Source organism: Moorena producens 3L, assembly GCF_000211815.1.
GTDB lineage: Bacteria > Cyanobacteriota > Cyanobacteriia > Cyanobacteriales > Coleofasciculaceae > Moorena > Moorena producens.
Genome location: NZ_GL890840.1, coordinates 567,110 through 585,591, shown reverse-complemented (window position 1 = coordinate 585,591; position 18,482 = coordinate 567,110). Strand labels below are relative to the sequence as shown.

At 44.0% G+C, this 18,482-nt stretch carries 14 protein-coding genes; 5 read left to right on the top strand and 9 right to left on the bottom strand.

The genetic code is table 11. The features are described from left to right. Positions 1–896 (top strand): undecaprenyl-diphosphate phosphatase (locus LYNGBM3L_RS08795; RefSeq protein WP_044492424.1); only part of this gene is annotated, 896 nt, incomplete at its 5' end. A gap of 387 nt (positions 897–1,283) precedes the next feature. Beyond that, entirely contained in the window at positions 1,284–2,624 is a 1,341-nt protein-coding gene (locus LYNGBM3L_RS08790; RefSeq protein ID WP_008181497.1) for a TIGR03279 family radical SAM protein, read from the top strand. Here the strand turns inward: LYNGBM3L_RS08790 and LYNGBM3L_RS43070 are convergent. From LYNGBM3L_RS43070 to LYNGBM3L_RS48485, 4 genes are all read right to left on the bottom strand, one after another. Continuing rightward, a complete protein-coding gene (locus LYNGBM3L_RS43070) occupies positions 2,575–2,712 on the bottom strand; it encodes a hypothetical protein (protein ID WP_154659715.1) in 138 nt (45 codons plus the stop codon). The two genes, LYNGBM3L_RS08790 and LYNGBM3L_RS43070, sit on opposite strands and share 50 nt — an antisense overlap. Positions 2,713–2,897: 185 nt before the next feature. Beyond that, positions 2,898–3,059, bottom strand: coding sequence for a hypothetical protein (locus LYNGBM3L_RS43065; protein ID WP_008181495.1), 162 nt, complete (start codon positions 3,057–3,059; stop codon positions 2,898–2,900). 499 nt (positions 3,060–3,558) lie between these two features. After that, on the bottom strand, positions 3,559–4,986 hold the full coding sequence (locus LYNGBM3L_RS08785; protein WP_008181491.1) for an MAC/perforin domain-containing protein: 1,428 nt from the start codon (positions 4,984–4,986) through the stop codon (positions 3,559–3,561). Between the two features lie 645 nt (positions 4,987–5,631). Continuing rightward, complete coding sequence (locus tag LYNGBM3L_RS48485) at positions 5,632–5,760, bottom strand: hypothetical protein (RefSeq protein ID WP_267872000.1); 129 nt, start codon at positions 5,758–5,760, stop codon at positions 5,632–5,634. A gap of 330 nt (positions 5,761–6,090) precedes the next feature. Here LYNGBM3L_RS48485 and LYNGBM3L_RS36150 point away from each other — a divergent pair, with 330 nt between their 5' ends. The 3 genes from LYNGBM3L_RS36150 to LYNGBM3L_RS08770 all read left to right on the top strand — a co-directional run bounded on the left by LYNGBM3L_RS36150 (position 6,091) and on the right by LYNGBM3L_RS08770 (position 9,654). Beyond that, positions 6,091–6,345 (top strand): hypothetical protein, encoded by a 255-nt coding sequence (locus LYNGBM3L_RS36150; protein WP_071986830.1) that lies wholly within the window; start codon positions 6,091–6,093, stop codon positions 6,343–6,345. Between the two features lie 505 nt (positions 6,346–6,850). Beyond that, entirely contained in the window at positions 6,851–7,246 is a 396-nt protein-coding gene (locus tag LYNGBM3L_RS08775; protein ID WP_008181489.1) for an ArsR/SmtB family transcription factor, read from the top strand. A 245-nt stretch (positions 7,247–7,491) separates the two neighbouring features. Further along, on the top strand, positions 7,492–9,654 hold the full coding sequence (locus tag LYNGBM3L_RS08770; protein ID WP_008181488.1) for a heavy metal translocating P-type ATPase: 2,163 nt from the start codon (positions 7,492–7,494) through the stop codon (positions 9,652–9,654). Positions 9,655–9,866: 212 nt separating this feature from the next. Here the strand turns inward: LYNGBM3L_RS08770 and LYNGBM3L_RS08765 are convergent, their stop codons facing one another. The 5 genes from LYNGBM3L_RS08765 to LYNGBM3L_RS08745 form a co-directional block, all read right to left on the bottom strand. Continuing rightward, a complete protein-coding gene (locus LYNGBM3L_RS08765) occupies positions 9,867–10,124 on the bottom strand; it encodes a hypothetical protein (protein ID WP_008181487.1) in 258 nt (85 codons plus the stop codon). 38 nt (positions 10,125–10,162) lie between these two features. After that, complete coding sequence (locus LYNGBM3L_RS33785) at positions 10,163–10,492, bottom strand: hypothetical protein (protein WP_008181486.1); 330 nt, start codon at positions 10,490–10,492, stop codon at positions 10,163–10,165. A 46-nt stretch (positions 10,493–10,538) separates the two neighbouring features. After that, positions 10,539–11,510: an NAD(P)-dependent alcohol dehydrogenase gene (locus LYNGBM3L_RS08755; protein WP_008181485.1), complete on the bottom strand. Its 972-nt coding sequence runs from the start codon at positions 11,508–11,510 to the stop codon at positions 10,539–10,541. A 51-nt stretch (positions 11,511–11,561) separates the two neighbouring features. Further along, entirely contained in the window at positions 11,562–12,089 is a 528-nt protein-coding gene (locus LYNGBM3L_RS08750) for a P-loop NTPase family protein (protein WP_008181484.1), read from the bottom strand. Positions 12,090–12,522: 433 nt separating this feature from the next. Beyond that, on the bottom strand, positions 12,523–18,450 hold the full coding sequence (locus LYNGBM3L_RS08745) for a tetratricopeptide repeat protein (RefSeq protein WP_008181483.1): 5,928 nt from the start codon (positions 18,448–18,450) through the stop codon (positions 12,523–12,525). Positions 18,451–18,482: the final 32 nt, after the last annotated feature.

The window sequence follows — 18,482 nt, the reverse complement described above, 5'->3', positions numbered from 1 at the left end:
CTCCTGCCCCAGATGTCTTATCCTCAACCAGTACCACTGCCACAATTACTACGCCTCACATGACTATTTTTCAGGCGGTGGTGCTGGGTTTTGTACAGGGGTTTACGGAATTCCTGCCCATCAGTAGTACCGCTCATTTAAAAGTGGTACCTGTGGCCTTAGGCTGGGGTGATCCAGGGGTTGCGTTTACGGCTGTGATTCAACTAGGCTCCATTGCGGCAGTGGTGTGGTACTTCTGGGCAGACTTAACTAAAGTCACTACTGGCGCATTCACAGCTATCCGTAAATCCGATTACCAATCCCAAGACTTCCAGATGGCCCTGGGAATTGCGTTGGGAACCCTACCTATTGTGTTCTTTGGACTGCTGATTAAAATCTTTATCCCTGATTATGACAATTCCCCGATACGGAGTACCATGTCAATCGCCTATGTCTCGATTGTGATGGGTTTGTTGATGGGTGTTTCTGAAGTGGTGGGTAAGCGTAAGCGTAACTTTGAGGATTTAGGTCTTAAAGATGGGATCGGGATGGGCTTGGCTCAGGCGTTGGCTTTAATGCCTGGTGTCTCCCGGTCTGGCTCAACTCTCACTGCTGGTTTATTCATGGGTTTGGAACCAGCAACCGCAGCACGGTTTTCCTTTTTGTTGGGCATCCCCGCCATTACCTTAGCTGGTTTAGTGGAGTTAGTTGGTTTGCTCAAAGATGGCATCGGGGATGCTGGCGCAATGTCACTGATTGTAGGGGTGATTTCATCAGCAGTATTTTCCTACGTAGCGATCGCATGGATGATTAACTATCTCAAGAAAAAAGGTGTCTGGATATTTGTCTGGTATCGGTTATTGTTTGGGTTAGTAATTTTAGGTGGTATCATAACTGGGCTGTTACAAAATAGTTAGCGTCCGCAAGTGTCGGAAGTGTGGGAAGATAGGGAGATGGGGAGATGGGGAGATGGGGAGAATTATCCCTTCAACTATGGTAGATTTGGATATATATTTTGGATATAGCAATTCTCTATGCCATGAGGTACAAAGGGATCCCCCTAAATCCCCCTTATCAAGGGGGACTTTGAGGTTGAGAAGCATACCTCATAAATCCTATAAACGCTATATAATACAACGTTTTTCATAACTATTAGGTAGATAGAATTTTTTCACTCTTGCCTCTTGCCTCTTGCCTGTTGTCTGTTGCCTATTGCCTCTTGCCTCTTGCCTGCTCCCTACTCCCTGCTCCCTGCTCCCTAAAACCTAGGACTTTGTGCCTCACCCAATTGAAAACTGCTATCAATGAGTCAAAGCTCGATTCGTCCAGTATTAATCACTAAGGTTCTTCCCAACTCCATTGCCGCTGAGATTGGATTTGAACCAGGGGATTCTATTGTTGCGATCAATGGTAGCCATCCCCGTGATTTGATTGATTATCAATTCCTGTGTGCGGATGAAATTTTAGAACTGGAAGTGCTGGATGGGGCGGGTAAGACTCATGTGATCGAAATTGAGAAAGACTATGATGACGATTTAGGGCTGGAATTCGAGACAGCGTTATTTGATGGTTTGATTCAGTGCAATAATCGTTGCCCATTTTGCTTCATTGACCAACAACCACCAGGTAAGCGCCAAAGCCTTTATTTTAAAGATGATGACTATCGGCTTAGTTTCCTGTATGGGTCTTACCTAACCCTGACCAATCTGACTCAAACCGAGTGGGATCGAATCGAACGGATGCGTCTATCTCCTCTTTATGTTTCGGTTCATGCTACTGAACCGGATGTGCGCATACGGTTACTGAAAAATCCTCGGGCTGGGCAAATTTTAGAGCAGTTAAGGTGGTTTCAGGAGCGACGGCTACAAATTCATGCCCAGGTAGTGGTATGTCCTGGGATTAATGATGGCATTCACTTAGAACGTACTCTGTTAGATTTAGCGCAATTCTATACTGGTGATCTGCCCGCAGTGGCTTCAACGGCAGTAGTACCGGTGGGATTGACTCGATTTCGACCCCAGGAGGATGAACTGATTAGCGTTACTGGGGAGAAAGCGAGGGAAGTGATTGCTCAAGTTCAAAGGCTTCAGGAGAAATTTAAGCACCAGTTGGGGTCTACCTTTGCTTGGTTGGCAGATGAGTGGTTTTTGATTGCTAGAGAAGAGTTACCTCCAGAATCCGATTACGGAGACTACCCTCAAATTGGGAATGGTGTCGGTTCGATTCGTCTATTCTTGAAAGAATTCCAAACTGTTGCTACTCAACGGTTGCCTAAGGGTCTAGAAATCCCCCGGCGGGGGACTTGGGTGGTGGGTAATGCGGTGGAAAAAGCCTTTGAACCTGTGGTAGAGCGGTTCAATGCTGTGGCTGGATTGGAGATTAAAATGGTTGCGTTATCAAGTGATTACTGGGGTCAGGAGATAACGGTTACTGGCTTGCTGACTGGACAGGATTTACTGAAGGGATTAACAGGAAAAGATTTAGGAGAAATGATTCTGTTACCTGGGTTGATGCTTAAGCATGGTGATACCCGGTTTCTGGATGATATGACTGTGGCAGAAGTGGCTGATCAGCTCAAGACTCCGATTATTCCGGTTAATGGTATTGAGGAATTGATTGATGGGGCAATAGGGAATAGGGAGTAGGGAGTAGGGAATCGGGAATCGGGAATCGGGAATCGGGAATCGGGAATCGGGAATTGGGAACAGGGAACAGATAACGGAGAATAACCAATTTAAAGGCACATCAGCTTATCTATAGTTTAGATATCAAAATTATTAACTAAAAACAAATTAATCTTATTCCAAGTTGCGGTCAAACGTACAACTTTCTCTTCCGCCAATCTCCCTATCTCCCTATCTCCCCATCTCCCTATCTCCCTATCCAAGCAATCTACTCTCTTTGAATGCAACTCGGTATTATTCCTTGAGATTTTCAACACTAGTCTGGATATCCTGATACACCTGACGCAGATACTCGATTAATTCCTGTTGGGACATTTCACGAATCTGCAATTCTCTGATCAGGAATGCCAACTGTTGCAGAGAATTGTTGTGAATTTCAGTAAATGCCCGATCCATTATAGCAGTCGCCAGGGCAGTTAGGACATGACAAAAGTCTCAAACCTAAGTAAGCGCAAGAGTTTGACTTCTGACTTCTGCTATAACTGCTGCTGCAGCCGGAGTTGCTCAGACAACAGATGCACTTGCTGCTGTAATTTTAGATATAAAGATAAAATGTGCAGGTTCAATCCTACTGTGAAAAGTAGTAGAATTCCCTGCACTGTAGATAACAACATTAGAGCTTAGGATTGATGTGATCTAGCGATTTTTAATTTGGTGAGGTACAGAGTTTCTGATTTTAGGGAATAGGGAGCAGGGAGCAGGGAATCGGGAATCGGGAATCGGGAATCGGGAATCGGGAACAGATAAAAGAGAAGAGGGAACAGGGCAAAAATCCTGTGTACCTCATTAAGCTAAAAACCGCTATAGTAAACTATGCTGTTCCCTGTTCCCGATAACTGCCGCGAAGTCTAGTGATTTAGCTACGGTCTGGTCAAAGTAATGGGAGGTAAAATTACTAGTTGTTTTCCACTATAGTATTGCGATAGAGTTTGAGGTAATTGACCTTTTCCTTTTTGCCACGGTACCCCACGGCAATGCCCGTAATCACCATATCATTATTATCACCGGGATTAAACTCAATCTCGTAGCTACTATCAGGAGAACTTACTTCCTTTGTACCCTTAAAAGCAATTGACTGTAGGTTGGTGACGAGATAGTTGTTCGTGGAGCTAGCAGGGGTGAGTTCTTGGTAGTGAAGCACCATTTTGGTGAACTTGCTGCCGTCTCCCTTCAACCCAATGCCTGTCAGTACACAGCCGTCTGGGACTTCCCCTAGGGTTTCGTAATCGGTCTGGTTAAAGGTAGTTTCGTCTCCAAACACCTCCCACTGACGTTGGGCTGTAGACAGATTAAGGTAGCACACGGCAGTAAGATTGAACTTCTTGTCCTTAATCAGACCTCCAAAGCCAACTACTGCGTAGCCATCCTTGGCTCCTGAGTCTACCTCCATATCTTTATTGTCGCCTGCGATCCACTGGTCTGTTTGAGAACTGGTAGTGAGCTCACTAGTACTAGGGTTCGTACCTGCATCAAGAACAGCTTGGATGGCGGCGTCGATTTCCTCTTTCCGAGCGTCATCATTCTCCACTAACTCCGAAATCTTCTTCAGGGAGTCAGAGGTAAAGTCCACGAGGACGAAATTACCAGGAACCGATGCAGCCCAATCATCAAAGCCATCCACCAAAGTGTCGGGAGTGCCACCGATGCACCAAAACTCGCCATTAGATTGATTGTTCGATTGCGACTGGTCGGTCTGGTTAGAAGTGGAAATTGATCCCGAGTAATCGCCATAGTTTGCCTCTACTTCCACTTCGGCTTCCTGGGAGCTGCTATAACTGAATTTTGAGACGCTTTGACTATAAGACCAGCGACCGCCGAAAACAGCCTCGTAGAGAAAGTGAGTGCCGTATTTTGCCACTAACTCCTCGGCGTCCATGTTGTAGAGGTCATCCTTGAAGTCCTCATCAAGATTTTTCAGCGCATAATCGAGATCCAGGGTCAACTTGTAGGAGTTGACATAGCCCGATTTTTCAACGTGATAGAAGTAGCTGCTACTGGTGTATGACTGTGAGTATTTAGCCGAAACTTCGGAGCTAAACAGACCATAGGAACCGGACAAGTTGGCAGAAACTGACATCTTGGTGTATAGATCTTCAGTACTTTCGTAAGAGGAGGTTTTCTGATCAGTTTCGTATAATAAGACAGGAGTGCCTATGGCATCCTTGGGGTAAGAATATTGATCATCGTGGACCGTGATTTCTGTATCTGCGTCAGGCAAAGAAAACAGTCGCTTGCTGGTATTGACGGAGTTAGCCCGGGCATAGTAACCGTAGATGTCGTAGGTACAGCCAAGATATCCGATGCCGGTTAGATTATCAGCCATGCTTTTCTCCTAGGGTAAACTGATTTGTTAAACTAGATATCCCGATAATATAGCAACCCTAAATGATTGGTGACAAGTGATCGGATTGAAACCCAGGTATAACAATGATCACGTTTTGGAAAATTACCACAACCTATTTAGGATTGCTATATCCTAAAAATCCTAAAAATAAAGTATAATCAAAAAATGCTCTATGGATAAACGGTAAAGATGACAAATTACACTTGTAAATATATTCAAGTAAATCCTAAATAAACAAAACAAGTATAAGAAAAATTGTTGGTCAAAAAACGACAATATAGCGTTTATCGTAGCTATGAGGTACACATTATTTTTTCCCTCTTCCCTGCTCCCTGCTCCGAAGCTCCCTGCTCCCGTCTTGATGCAGGTTCCGCACACAGAACCCAAACCATGAGCGACTGCATCAAGACATTGGTTATCTAATTTTAGAATTAATAAAATCGGCACAATGTGATCAAGTAATTGACATTGTAATGAGTTATATTTTTAATCCAGATTTAGATTTTGAGACTCCAAAACCTCATTAAATCGTTCCTATGGCTCAGTTTTAAATGAGTCTTTGACCCACTCCTTGTGATTGCTGCGACTGGATTACAGATTCTTGGATATGTCTAATAAAAGTTATTATAACACGAGTCGAGTGCGATCGCCAGTTTGGTGGGATGTACCAATAGCCATTAATTCATAAAACCGTGGGTCTGTTAGTAGAAGCTCCCTGTCATGAGTGCGATCGCTCTTGTAGTGGCATAGCACAGCTAAAGTAGTAGGATAGATTTTTGAAAAAAGCCTTAATTTACAATGAATTAAGGGATTTTACTCAAGCACCATTTTAGCTGTATTAGTCCACCGAAACAAATTTATTCTATTTATAAAGTACAATAATTTTTATTCCTACTCATCACTGCTCCCTAGTCCCTGTTCCCTGCTCCCTTTTTTTACTACTCCTAAAAAAATCAGATTCCATTCCGTTACCGTACATTTTATTTAAAATACCTTTCCCCAAAAAAAATCATAAAAACCCTTGACAAGATATTTTATAATCTTTATGATTATATTGTTAACAACAAGCAAAAGGTGACCAAGATGGATTCCGAATTTCGCCCAAATCCCGAAAATAACCCTGAGGATATAACTCCTAGTAATAATCCTCAGGAATCCTCTCCAAAAAAATACCCTGTTAAGCACATTCTGAAGGGCTCCCGCAAGGCTATCATCAACACGATGCATAGCCTCTATGCACTGCGTTATGCGGAGATTTCTGAGTGGAGTCCTTTGCAACCGACGGGCATTCCTGGGGAATTTATTACGATGATGACGAAGTACATAACTTTGGGTTAACGGATTAACTTTCTGGGGGGCTTTGCCCCCTGGCAAAATCATCGAGTCTGCTCCCATGGGAGCAGGTCCTGATAGGGTTGAAAACGGAATCACTAATGGTCAATTTCCTAGCCGTGGATAGTATTTCTGCGGCTATTTTTTTTTAAGGGAGTAGGGAATTTAGAATTTAGAATTTAGAATTTAGAATTTAGAATTTAGAATTTAGAATTTAGAATTTAGAATTTAGAATTTAGAATTTAGAATTTAGAATTTAGAATCGGTAATTGGGAGTAGGTAATCGGGAATTGGGAATAGCGATGCGCTGCATCAAGAGGTGCGACCCGAACGCGCCCCGCGTCGGCTTTGCCTCAAGGTGCGCGTTCGGGTCGCACCTTGAGCGAATTTAATTCTTAATGGTAAGAGCGCACCAGACAGGGAATCAATGTAAAAGAAAACTGTACCTCATAACTGCGGGAAACGCTATAGTATCATAGATCTAGAGATTACATAGTAAATATAATTCATCATGGCTGATTCTAGTTCCTTAAATAAACCAACTGTCTACTCTTCTGATGCTCCAAGCTGTGATGAGTCCCTAGTTCATCTAGATAATGTGTGGCAGGTGCAGAGTAAGGTTCTAGCAACGGAAAAAGCGCAACAGATGGCAGAGTTTTTTAGCGTTCTTTCCGACCCCCATCGGCTAAAGTTGCTTTCAGCCCTCGCACAGCAAGAGCTTTGTGTCTGCGACTTAGCAGCGATAGTAAAAATGGGGGAATCGGCAGTATCTCATCAGCTACGAGTATTGCGATCGCAAAAGCTAGTCAAATATCGCCGTCAAGGTCGCAACGTTTACTACAGCCTTGCCGATGAACATATTGTGACTTTTTATCGAGAGGTAGCTCAACACCTTGATCAAGGTTGATTATTGAGCACAGATAGGGGAAGAAGTAATATAGCAATTCTACGCCTTGTGAGGTACATATTTCCGGGTTTTAGGGACTATTAAGCCTTGTATATGCGAACAGATAAAAAATAATTGGTACCTCATAGTAATGAAAAATACTGTCAATAATTTATTTTGCACAGCTACTTACTATATAATTTGAATTATCTTTCGTCTGAATAGTCTTTCAGATATTCAGGAGATGTTCACAGTTAGATATTGCTATGGCAGAACACCATCATCATCAAGACTGCTGCAAGTCTGGGCATTGCATTGAAGCCGTTGCTGAGGTGACAACCCATGATCACTGCTGCGGCAACAGTCAAGGACAGGAGGTGACAACCCATGATCACTGCTGCGGCAACAGTCAAGGACAGGAGGTGACAACCCATGATCACTGCTGCGGGAACAGTCAAGGACAGGAGGTGACAACTCATGATGACTGCTGCGGGAACAGTCAAAGACAGGAGGTGACAACCCATGATGACTGCTGCGGGAACAGTCAAGGAAAGAATGAATTTAACTTGTGGCGCGAGTTAAGAGCGGTCGCGATCGCTACTCCCCTTTTGTTAATCGGACTGATTTTTCAAGATAGTTTACATCAGACTCCTTTTGGCATAGCTGAATATGCCATCTTGATTCCTGCTTACTTACTCTGTGGTTGGGGAGTGCTAACCACTGCGGGGCGAAATATCCTGGGGGGTCGGATTTTTGACGAAAACTTTCTGATGACCATTGCTACCATAGGCGCGATCGCTATTCACGAACTACCGGAAGCAGTGGGGGTGATGTTGTTTTACCAGGTGGGAGAATTGGTACAGGGGTCTGCGGTGGGGCGATCGCGTCGTTCGATTCGAGCCTTGCTGGAAGTGCGTCCCGATACTGCTAATCTGCTAGTTAACGGCGAGATAAAAACCGTTTCCCCTGATCAAGTTGCTGTTGGAGAAATGATTCGGGTACGCCCTGGGGAGAAAGTTCCCCTAGACGGTGAGATTATTGAAGGAAGTTCCCAACTGGATACTTCTGCCCTCACAGGAGAATCAGTCCCCCGTACTGTTCTAACAGGAGATCTGGTGTTAGCAGGGATGATTAACCAGTCTGGAGGGCTAACCATTCGCGTTACTAAGCCCTTTGACGAGTCTTCCATTGCCAGAATTTTGGACTTGGTGGAAAACGCCAGAAGCAAAAAAGCCGACACGGAAAAGTTTATTACTCGCTTTGCCCGCTACTATACACCCGTTGTGGTGTTTCTTTCCCTAGCAATTGCCCTGTTACCACCTTTGCTGATTTCCGGAGCAAGCGCCAGTACCTGGACTTATCGAGCCTTGGTGCTATTGGTGATTTCCTGTCCCTGTGGATTAGTCATTAGTATTCCTTTGGGCTATTTTGGCGGTATTGGAGGAGCAGCCAAGCGCGGTATTTTGATTAAAGGTTCTACCTTTTTAGATGCCCTAACTCAGGTGAAAACCGTCGTCTTTGATAAAACTGGCACCCTTACTAAAGGAAACTTTCGAGTCACCGATATTATTACCCACAATGGTTTGAGTCAAGAGCAACTACTAGAATTAGCTGCTCATGTAGAATCTGGGTCAAATCATCCCGTCGCCCAATCGATTCGACAAGCTCATGGCAAACCGATTGATAGTTCTAAGGTTGAAAATTATCAAGAAATTGCGGGACAGGGTATTTGCGCCCAAATTGATGGAAAAGTTGTGATCGCAGGAAACGATCGCTTACTCCATCGAGAGGGGATTTCCCATGATGTTTGTGTGGCTGATGGTACGGTAGCTCACTTAGCGGTGGATGGTGAATACAGTGGGCGTATCTTAATTGCCGATGAACTCAAAGAAGATGCTATCAATGCTATCCAAGCACTGCACCAACAGCAGATTAAAACTGTGATGCTGACAGGAGACAGTCAAACCATAGCTAATACTATCGCTCGAACCCTAGGGATAGATGATTTTCAAGCCGAACTTTTACCAGAGGATAAGGTGAATGCTTTAGAGAAGATCCTCACAGCAGTAAACCAAACTAACCATAAAACCGCATTTGTGGGAGATGGCATCAACGACGCACCAGTAATTGCTCGTGCTGATGTGGGCATAGCTATGGGGGGATTAGGCTCAGATGCTGCTATCGAAACCGCCGACGTGGTAATTATGACTGATGCTCCCTCTAAAGTAGCAGAAGCGATCGCGATCGCCCGCCGAACCCTAGGTATTGTTTGGCAAAATATTATTATTGCTTTGGGAGTGAAAGTCATCTTTATTGCTCTGGGTGCGATGGGGGTAGCAACTCTCTGGGAAGCTGTATTTGCCGATATGGGAGTGGCTCTGTTGGCGATTCTTAATGCTAGTCGGGTATTGCAGATAAGGGAGAATTGAAGATGTGTAGAAATTATTTAAGCTTTTAACTATGTTCATGGAACATATCTCGTGTAAACTTAGGAGAATCAGAAGGAATAGGGTTTTGTTGCATTCGCTCAACAAGTAACCTTAAAAAAACTTGTCTAGCCTCAATATCGGTAATCTTAGGAGGAATGACTTGAGGGAAATGCTCCATCATAAGAGTTAGGGACTGACTAATCGTTTCACTACTAAAAGACAGATTTAAGGTATTGATGAGCTCTAGCTTTCGTCAATCTAATTAGATGTTCGACCACTAAAAACTGTTCAAGTTCGTTTTTTTCAGATGGGGATAAATCTCCTAATTTTGCTCGTTCCACTAAATCGTCTATCTGTTCCTTTGTAGCTTCCGAATATTTAAAATTAGTCACACTTTCTGGGCTAGTTCCTTGAGCAATAAAATTAATAAATTCATCGTATATTTTTTGATTTTTTACTAAAGTCGTCATGGTCACATTCCGAACAACGATAACAATGGGCAACTATATTATAGACAATCAGGGGATAGAATTGGTAAAATCAATATCTCTTGATCGATTTCTTGCCGATAGGCAGCAATTTCAGCCTGTAGATCGTCAAAGGTCGGGTCATCCTTAAACCATCCAAATTTATCCAGCCAAGGATTTCCTGTCTTCCCTAGTAGGGGAATGTCAACTTCAACTACTTCAACCTGATTAGTTAGATAGTCAAGTAGTTGGGCTTTAAGCTGATTGATGGCAGCATCACGGCTATTTTCTACAACCATGACTTCGGGCCATTCTTTGGCACGGGCGATATATTTATCGTTTTCTCTACTGAGGATAACTTCATAAATCATGACTCCATTTCCTGCTCATCTTTAGTGGCTATTTCAATTTTACCTCTTACTCTAGAGCGATAACCACTTTGCCCTGATGTTTGCCTATACCGAAATACTGGATCATTTCAGGCACTTCACTTAATGTGTAAGGGCCATCTAGCACGGGCTTGACATCGCCAGCTTTGAAAAGCTTATTGATGTAATCCAAATCCTTGTTTGGTTTGAGAGTAACCAGACAGACTCTCTTATTGCTAAATATACGAATGATTGCCTGCAAGAGTAATACCTGAAAAAGACAAGCGGTGTCCCCCCCAACCGTTACATAGGTTCCCTGGGGATTCAGTACACGTAGATAATTGAATATCGAGCGATTTGTCTTGGTATCTAGTATCAAGTCGTACCGTTCCTTGCCCTGTGTAAAGTCTTCCTGGGTGTAATCGATCGTTTGCCCAAATCCGACTGAGTGCATCATGTCGAATTTATCAGAGCTATCCACTCCAGTCACGTCAGTCACGCCAATGGATTTGGCGATCTGCACAGCCAACGTACCAACACCACCACCTGCACCGTTGATCAATACTTTTTGTCCGGGCTGGATCTGTCCTTGATCAACCAAACCTTGTACTGCTAGCATTGCGGCATGGGGAAGTGCTGTGGCTTCAACAAATGTCATGGGGTCAGGCTTCAAGGCTAAAGCCGTTTCAGGCACACAGACATACTCGGCAAATCCACCAAACCCACATTCAGAAATATCTCCATAGACCGCATCACCAGGTTTAAACTGCGTGACATTGGGGGCGATCGCTTCAACTCGTCCGGCGATTTCAGCACCAGGAATTGGGATGTTTGGCTTAAACAGACCACAGAGCAAACGGATATAAAATGGTGTGCCTCGCATCAGGCACCAGTCCCAGTCATTGATCGCTGTGGCCTGAATTTTGACTAAGACTTCACCCTCCTTCGGCTTTGGTTTTTCTACCTCTTGAAGCTCAAGCACATCTGATGAACCATATTTTGTTAAAACAATTGCTTTCATGAATTTCTATGTCTTTGATAGTGGTGTATTCCATTGCTGATGTGGACCGGCTTACCCTCCAAATTCTGTCACCATAGTTTCCAAAAAATGCTTTACCTCTTGGGGCGATCGCAAATGGTAAACCTGCTTTGTTGCTTTAGCCGCTTCCACATAAGTCCGGTACTTAGGCGTTAGCTTTTTATGACACAACCAGACCGTGTTATAGGAATTCAGTGTGCCTTTTAGTAGGGGACTATTTTCAGGCCAGCCTTCCGGTGGCACCCAAAGACTTTTAGCAAATCGCTTTGTGACCCACCAGTAATGTCGCAGCACAGCCATATCGAGATAGACCAGGGTATCGGCTACATCTAGCCGTTGCCACACGGTATCGAGTGAGCCAAATCCATCAACGATCCATTGCTCCTGTTGCAAGAGGTGATCATGGGCGGCTTTAAACTCGGCATGGGGCACCTGATCACCGCCCGGTCTATATTGCATGAGATCGAGGGGTACCAGGGGTAATCCAGTTATTTCCGCTAAACGTTTGCTGAGGGTCGATTTGCCAGCGCCAGCATTGCCAAATACTGCAACTCTCTTCATAGTTAGGGAGTAGGGAGTAGGTTTTTTACATTTGGGTCAGGAATCGGGAATCGGGAATCGGGAATCGGGAATCGGGAATCGGGAGTTGGAAGTCGTCAGAAGCGGGAAATGGGAAAAATTATCCCGGAAATGATTGTGTATTTTTATACATATGGGTAGAAGTTTATATTATATGAAAGTACCTACTCGCCCCTTTGTAAAAAACCTACCCTTGTAAGGTAGGGAGCAGGGAGCAGGGAAAAAATCATGTCTACCTCATAGATACGAGAAACGCTATAGATGTAAGACAATTCCTAAACTCCGAAACTTAATCATAGCTTACTTCGGATTTCTGACTTCTGACTTGCGGACTTGCGCGTAGCGCTATATCTTGCACCAGTACAAAAAAACTTAATAACGGCAGTGATAACAATCAATTTTAGTACTGAAATAGTCAAAGATTATCACTACTCCCGATTCCCGATTCCCGATTCCCGATTCCCGATTCCCGATTCCCGATTCCCGATTCCCGATTCCCGATTCCCTTTAATTGTTGCTCCAATTCTATCACTTTCCCCTGAATATCTAGACTCCGGTAGAGTTCTAAACTTTCCGTAAAAAATTGGTAAGCCCTTGCTTTAGTATTCCCTTGATTACCCTCAACACGACGCAAGTAAATTTCCCCTAATAGCTGGCGAGCAGAGGCTTCTAGTTTCCGACGGTTGTAGTCTAGGAATATTTGTAGAGATTCCATGGCTAACGCTTCCGCTCGGTCAAGGTTTTCTAAGACATTCACCTCTAGGTAAGCCCGGGAGATATCTAGAATTTCTTCCGCCCTATCGACAATTTCTCCAAGTTCTGAAAGTAAGGTTAAGCCCATGGTGTAGTTGTTTTCAAATTGCTCAATCTGTTCCGGTAAAGTAGGATGGTTGGAGGGTAATCGGCGCAAGCGTTCGGAATAGAGTAAGCCAAGAGCGGTATAGTTGTAGGCTAGGTTGGCTTTGTAGTCGTTGGCTTGACTAATTTCGATGGCTTGACCAATACTTTGCTCCCCTTGGTTGAGTAAGTGGAGGGCTTCGGTTGTGTCTGGAGTATTTCTGGCTAGCAGCCGTTGGCTGTTACCAATTTTTCGATACCGATTAGCAATATATTCATTTTGACCCAGTTGTTGATGGAGATTTAGGCTTTGCTGGTAATAGTCAATGGCTTTGGAGTAATCACCTAATTCTTGATAACAATCACCTAGCCAACGCCACTGATTGGCAACATTCTTCTGTAAATCTAACTGGTCATAGAGTTCACGACTTTGTTGGTAAGATGCGATCGCATTTTCATACTGACCCCAAGATTCATAGATTCTACCTAGTTGATAGTAGGCTAATGCTATTCTAGGTTGGTCATCAAGCTGTTGACGGATGGCTAAGGTTTTGAGCTGATAGTCAACAGCTTGCTGATATTTGCCCCAGTTTCGATAACAATCAGCTAGCCAATACCATGAATCCGCGACATCTTTCTGTTTATCCAACTGCTGATAAAGGTCACGGCTTTGTTGGTGGTATCGTATAGCTTGGTCGTACTTACCCCAATTTTGATAGATTCTACCTAGGCTCCAGTAGGCTAATGCTATCCTAGGTTGGTCATCAAGCTGCTGACGGATAGCTAAGGTTTTGAGTTGACAATCGAGAGCTTGCTGATATTTACCCCAGTCTCGATAACAATCAACTAGCCCAGACCACAACGTTGCTACTATTTCTTCTTTACCCAACTGCTGATATAGGTCACGGCTTTGTTGGTAGTATGTGATCGCTTCGGAATACTTACCCCAATCTTTATAGATTGTACCTCGGTGACCGTAGGCTAATGCTATCCACTGTTGGTCATCAAGCTGCTGACAGATGGCTAAATTTTTGATTTCACAATCCAGCGCTTGCTGATATTTACTGGATAGTCGATAACAAACAGCTAGCCAATACCACGAATGGGCGACATCTTTTTGTAAATCCAACTGCTGATAAAGCTCACGGCTTTGTTGGTAGTATGCGATCGCATCTTCATACTTACCCCAATCTCGATAGATTCTACCAAGTTGATAGTAGGCATTTGCTATTCTTGGTTGGTCATCAAGCTGTTGACGGATGGCTAAGTCTTTGAGTTGACAATCGACAGCTTGCTGATATTTGCCCCAGTTTCGATAACAAATAGCTAGCCAATACCAGGAATCGGCAACATCTTTCTGTTTATCCAACTGGTCATAGAGTTCACGACTTTGTTGGTGGGATGCGATCGCTTGGTCATATTTACCCCAACCTTGATAGATTCTACCGAGCTGATTGTAGGCTAATGCTATCCTCGGTTGGTCATCAAGCTGTTGACGGATGGCTAAGGTTTTGAGTTGACAATCGACAGCTTCCTGATAGTTACCCGATTCTTGATAACAATTACCTAGCCAATACCACTGATTGGCGACATCTTTTTGTAAATCTAACTGCTGATAAAGCTCACGGCTTTGTTGGTAGGATTTGATCGCATCGGAATACTTACCCCAATCTTGATAGATTCTACCTAGTTGATAGTAGGCTGATGCTATCTTCGGTTGGTGATCAAGCTGCTGACGGATAGCTAAGGTTTTGAGTTGACAATCGACTGCTTGTTGATAGTTGCCCAATTCTCGATAACAAGAAGCTAGCCAATACCAGGAATCGGCAACATCTTTCTGTTGATCCAACTGCTGATAAAGGTCACGACTTTTTTGGTAGTATATAATTGTTTGGTCATACTTACCCCAATCTTGATAGATTCTACCTAGTTGATAGTAGGCTAATGCTACATCTGATTGGTGATCAAGCTGTTGACGGATGGCTAAGGTTTTGAGTTGACAATCCACCGCTTGCTGATATTCACTGGATAGTCGATAACAATCACCTAGCCAATACCACAAATTGGCGACATCTTTTTGTTTATCCAACTGCTGATAAAGGTCACGGCCTTGTTCATAGTATGGTATCGCTTGATCATACTTACCCCAATCTTGATAGATTCTACCGAGCTTCCAGTAGGCTAATGCTATACGTGATTGGTCATCAAGCTGCTGACGGATGGCTAAATCTTTGAGTTGACAATCCACCGCTTGCTGATAGTTCCCGGATAGTCGATAACAATTAGCTAGCCAAGACCATAATTTTGCTACATTCTTTTGGTTACCCAACTGCTGATTGATATCAACGGTGTCTTGGTAGAATCCGATCGCTTTTTCATATTCTTCCTTTTTGTAGTAACAAGTAGCTATTGCCCAAGCAATGTAACCCTTTATCGGACTATTTGGCTGTTGATTAATCTCATCTAAAATCTCAATAGCCTGATCATAGTTATTCGGGCGGAGGTAAGACAGTGCTGTTACAAACTCTATGGCTTGTTGACTTGCCTGAACCCGAATCGGATGTTGTCTGGTTGCTTCGAGAGCTGGGGTCATCTCTTCCCCTACTTCTGCCACCAAATTGATCAGATCATCGCATAGCATAAGCTCTGCTTGGTTAACTAGCTGTTGAACAAATTCATTTACACTACTAACTAAGGTTTCTCTGGCTTGACCACAAGCTATGTATAAACTTGCTAACTGAGTTTTTACCCATTGCTCTTCACTTAGCTTTATAGTATTAGCGGCTTCCTGGAGAAACTTAATCACTTCATCCTTTTGATTAAATCTTTCAATCTCCCGTAGCCTGGTCAATAATTCCTTAATCGTTTCATGTTCAAAGTCTTCATCTAACCCCAAGTAAGTCGAGACTAACTGCTGAATCACCCTGGCTCGAATCTTGCTGTTGACATCAACATCAGCCAAAACCCGACTGGCAAACAGTAAATCCTGCAATACCGATGGTGACTCCTGATATGAAACCGTTGAATCTTCCCCTAAAACTGGCCACACTAAAACCACATCCTTTGATGAGGTTTTTCTAATCTTAATTTCCCCATGATCAATCCTAGGCTGATACTGATCTAAGGGTTTAAACAACTTTGGAACTAACTTATTAATCCGTCTGGGATTCTCACTCCCCAAATACCCTAAGGCTAACAAAATTGGTTCATGCCAACGGGCTTCATATCGATGGGGATTAATAATATCGAGAATCTCACTAACATCATTATCTGCAATATACCGAGCGGCAAAATATTCTTCAAAGGTCAGATGCATAAACCCATAACTACCAGGGGCACGTTCCACAAACAAACCGGTTGTTTCCCTGACCCTCAGCAAAAAATCATTAATTTGCCACTGCACGCTCTCGGAATCCGGGTCTTCATCATTCAACTCCCCATGGATTTGGGCTAGTTTTTCCCTAACCTCTGCTTCACTAACTAATCCCGAAGGTTTGTGTTCATGCATCCAGTAAGCCAAGGGAGCCAACAGTGCCATCACCTGACTTTCTTTGAGCACTACGGTCTCAACACCAGGCAATTTTTTGCTCAATTGCCAATCTTCCGTCAAGGTCTGGACGGCTAATTCATACAGTTTTACCCGTTGATTGGGCAAGCGAGAGCCATTGCGGTGAATTAATGCCAAAATTGTTAACAATAAGGGATTCCCGGTCATACGCTTGACTCCCTCACTGGCTCTGATCGCTTCCTTAAGTTCCCCACTTTGATGATCGGCTTCCTGCTGCCAATAGTGCTGACTGGCATCCGGCCTTTGAGCTTTCTCTACCGCTAGACACCATCGGTCCAGAAAACGATCCACCTGTTCCGGTTCCATCTCAGTAATGGTGAAATGGGAAAACCGTTGGCTTAATTTAACTTCCCGATAGCCAGCAATCCGGCTAGTAATCACAAACTTGTTCTTCGGGAATTTGGTAACAAACTCTTCAATTTGGTTAACTATCTGTTGACGTATTTCCTGATTAAACACCTCATCCAAGCCATCCAACAGCACTAGACACATCCCACTATGGAGTTTGTGATGCAAATGCTCAAAAATGCTTGTAGTATTATCGGATCTACCAAGTTGACTTGGTTTTGCCCCCCTAGGGCGTGTCTTCAAACTCGGAGATCCCCCTAAATCCCCCGAGCGAGCAATCCCTCGCTCGGGGGACTTTGAGTATTGCTCCCCCCTTATTAAGGGGGGCTGGGGGGGATCATCATCTTGCGGAAAACTTTGAAAACACGCCCTAACCCCCCAATTTTGCGGGGAAATGGTATCAAAGTCCCCCAGAATTGGGGGATTTAGGGGGCTATTGCTAACTCCTGTCTCAAAGTCCCCCAGAATTGGGGGATTTAGGGGGCTATTGCTCAGTTCGTTACCAGTCTGATTTGTAAATTCACCTTGCCACTGCTCAGAGAATTCCCTAAGAAACTGTTGCAAGCTCAAGTCGGATTCGGTTGCCAACCGTTCCGCATAATCAGCAATCCGAAAGAACACCGGTAAGCGAGTTTGCCCCAAATTCTCGTTAGCCTCCCCTGCCAATACCGTTTTCTGGTCATCCCGTTGAGCGGTGGCAAAATGGAGCGCTAGATATTTCAGCAGGGTAGTTTTCCCAGCACCAGGGTCTCCCAAAATCACGCTATACTGACTATCCTGTATAGCTTTCGCTAAATCAACCTTTTCCGGAATAGTTTTAGTACTGCTAGAGATATCGATATCCTGGGGTATTGCTTCAAACTCATCAAACCTAATCGAAGGGCTAGATAAATTAGCTTTAGATAAATGCCTAGCATCGGAGCTATCAACCACCAGCTTCTGACGTTCAGCCTTGAGGGAAATATAAACCTGATCCAGAAAAATATCGACTTGGCGCTGCACCTGCATCACGCCACTAAACTTGAGATAAGAATTCTGGGCAATTAACCAATCCAGATAGGGATAAAATAACTGTGCCAGGGGGGGATGGGTTTGAAATTCCACAATCTGCTCCCGCCAATCCCAGAAATCCGGAGCCCGGAGGCGAAACTCATCCAAAAATTGTGGTTTATTGAGCCAAAACATCAATACCATGTCTCGCTCAAACAGGGATTCTCTACCGACATTCAGTCGTTTTAGCTCTTTGATGCGACGAGGTATCTCCAACTGATCAATCCCGAAGGCCATGATCAGAGGACGACTGGGAGCAGGAGTGTTGACAGAGGTCTCTTGATCAACGGGATTGAGACGGTATAGAAAATTAATTAAAGAATCCTGACTGTAGAAAAAGTTGCGAACCTGAAACTCTTCCTCACTAAAGGCTTCTTGATTAACAACAGATGTAAACTGCTGCACCACCGGATGGTTGGGACCACTTTCGGGAGCAATAGCAAAAATAATGGTGGTGCCACTAGATAGTGCTAGAGTCGTGACTAAGCTATCCAGCTCATTATGGTCAGCAGGCGTCAATGGGTCAGGGGCTGTTTCCATGGGTGAATCTTGAGTGAGAGTGGGGAGATGGG

Coding starts and splice junctions, on each gene's coding strand:
- LYNGBM3L_RS08790 (WP_008181497.1), top strand. CDS start 1,284: ATGAGTCAAAGCTCGATTCGTCCAGTATTAATCACTAAGGTTCTTCCC.
- LYNGBM3L_RS43065 (WP_008181495.1), bottom strand. CDS start 3,059: ATGGATCGGGCATTTACTGAAATTCACAACAATTCTCTGCAACAGTTG.
- LYNGBM3L_RS08785 (WP_008181491.1), bottom strand. CDS start 4,986: ATGGCTGATAATCTAACCGGCATCGGATATCTTGGCTGTACCTACGAC.
- LYNGBM3L_RS36150 (WP_071986830.1), top strand. CDS start 6,091: ATGGATTCCGAATTTCGCCCAAATCCCGAAAATAACCCTGAGGATATA.
- LYNGBM3L_RS08775 (WP_008181489.1), top strand. CDS start 6,851: ATGGCTGATTCTAGTTCCTTAAATAAACCAACTGTCTACTCTTCTGAT.
- LYNGBM3L_RS08770 (WP_008181488.1), top strand. CDS start 7,492: ATGGCAGAACACCATCATCATCAAGACTGCTGCAAGTCTGGGCATTGC.
- LYNGBM3L_RS08765 (WP_008181487.1), bottom strand. CDS start 10,124: ATGACGACTTTAGTAAAAAATCAAAAAATATACGATGAATTTATTAAT.
- LYNGBM3L_RS33785 (WP_008181486.1), bottom strand. CDS start 10,492: ATGATTTATGAAGTTATCCTCAGTAGAGAAAACGATAAATATATCGCC.
- LYNGBM3L_RS08755 (WP_008181485.1), bottom strand. CDS start 11,510: ATGAAAGCAATTGTTTTAACAAAATATGGTTCATCAGATGTGCTTGAG.
- LYNGBM3L_RS08750 (WP_008181484.1), bottom strand. CDS start 12,089: ATGAAGAGAGTTGCAGTATTTGGCAATGCTGGCGCTGGCAAATCGACC.
- LYNGBM3L_RS08745 (WP_008181483.1), bottom strand. CDS start 18,450: ATGGAAACAGCCCCTGACCCATTGACGCCTGCTGACCATAATGAGCTG.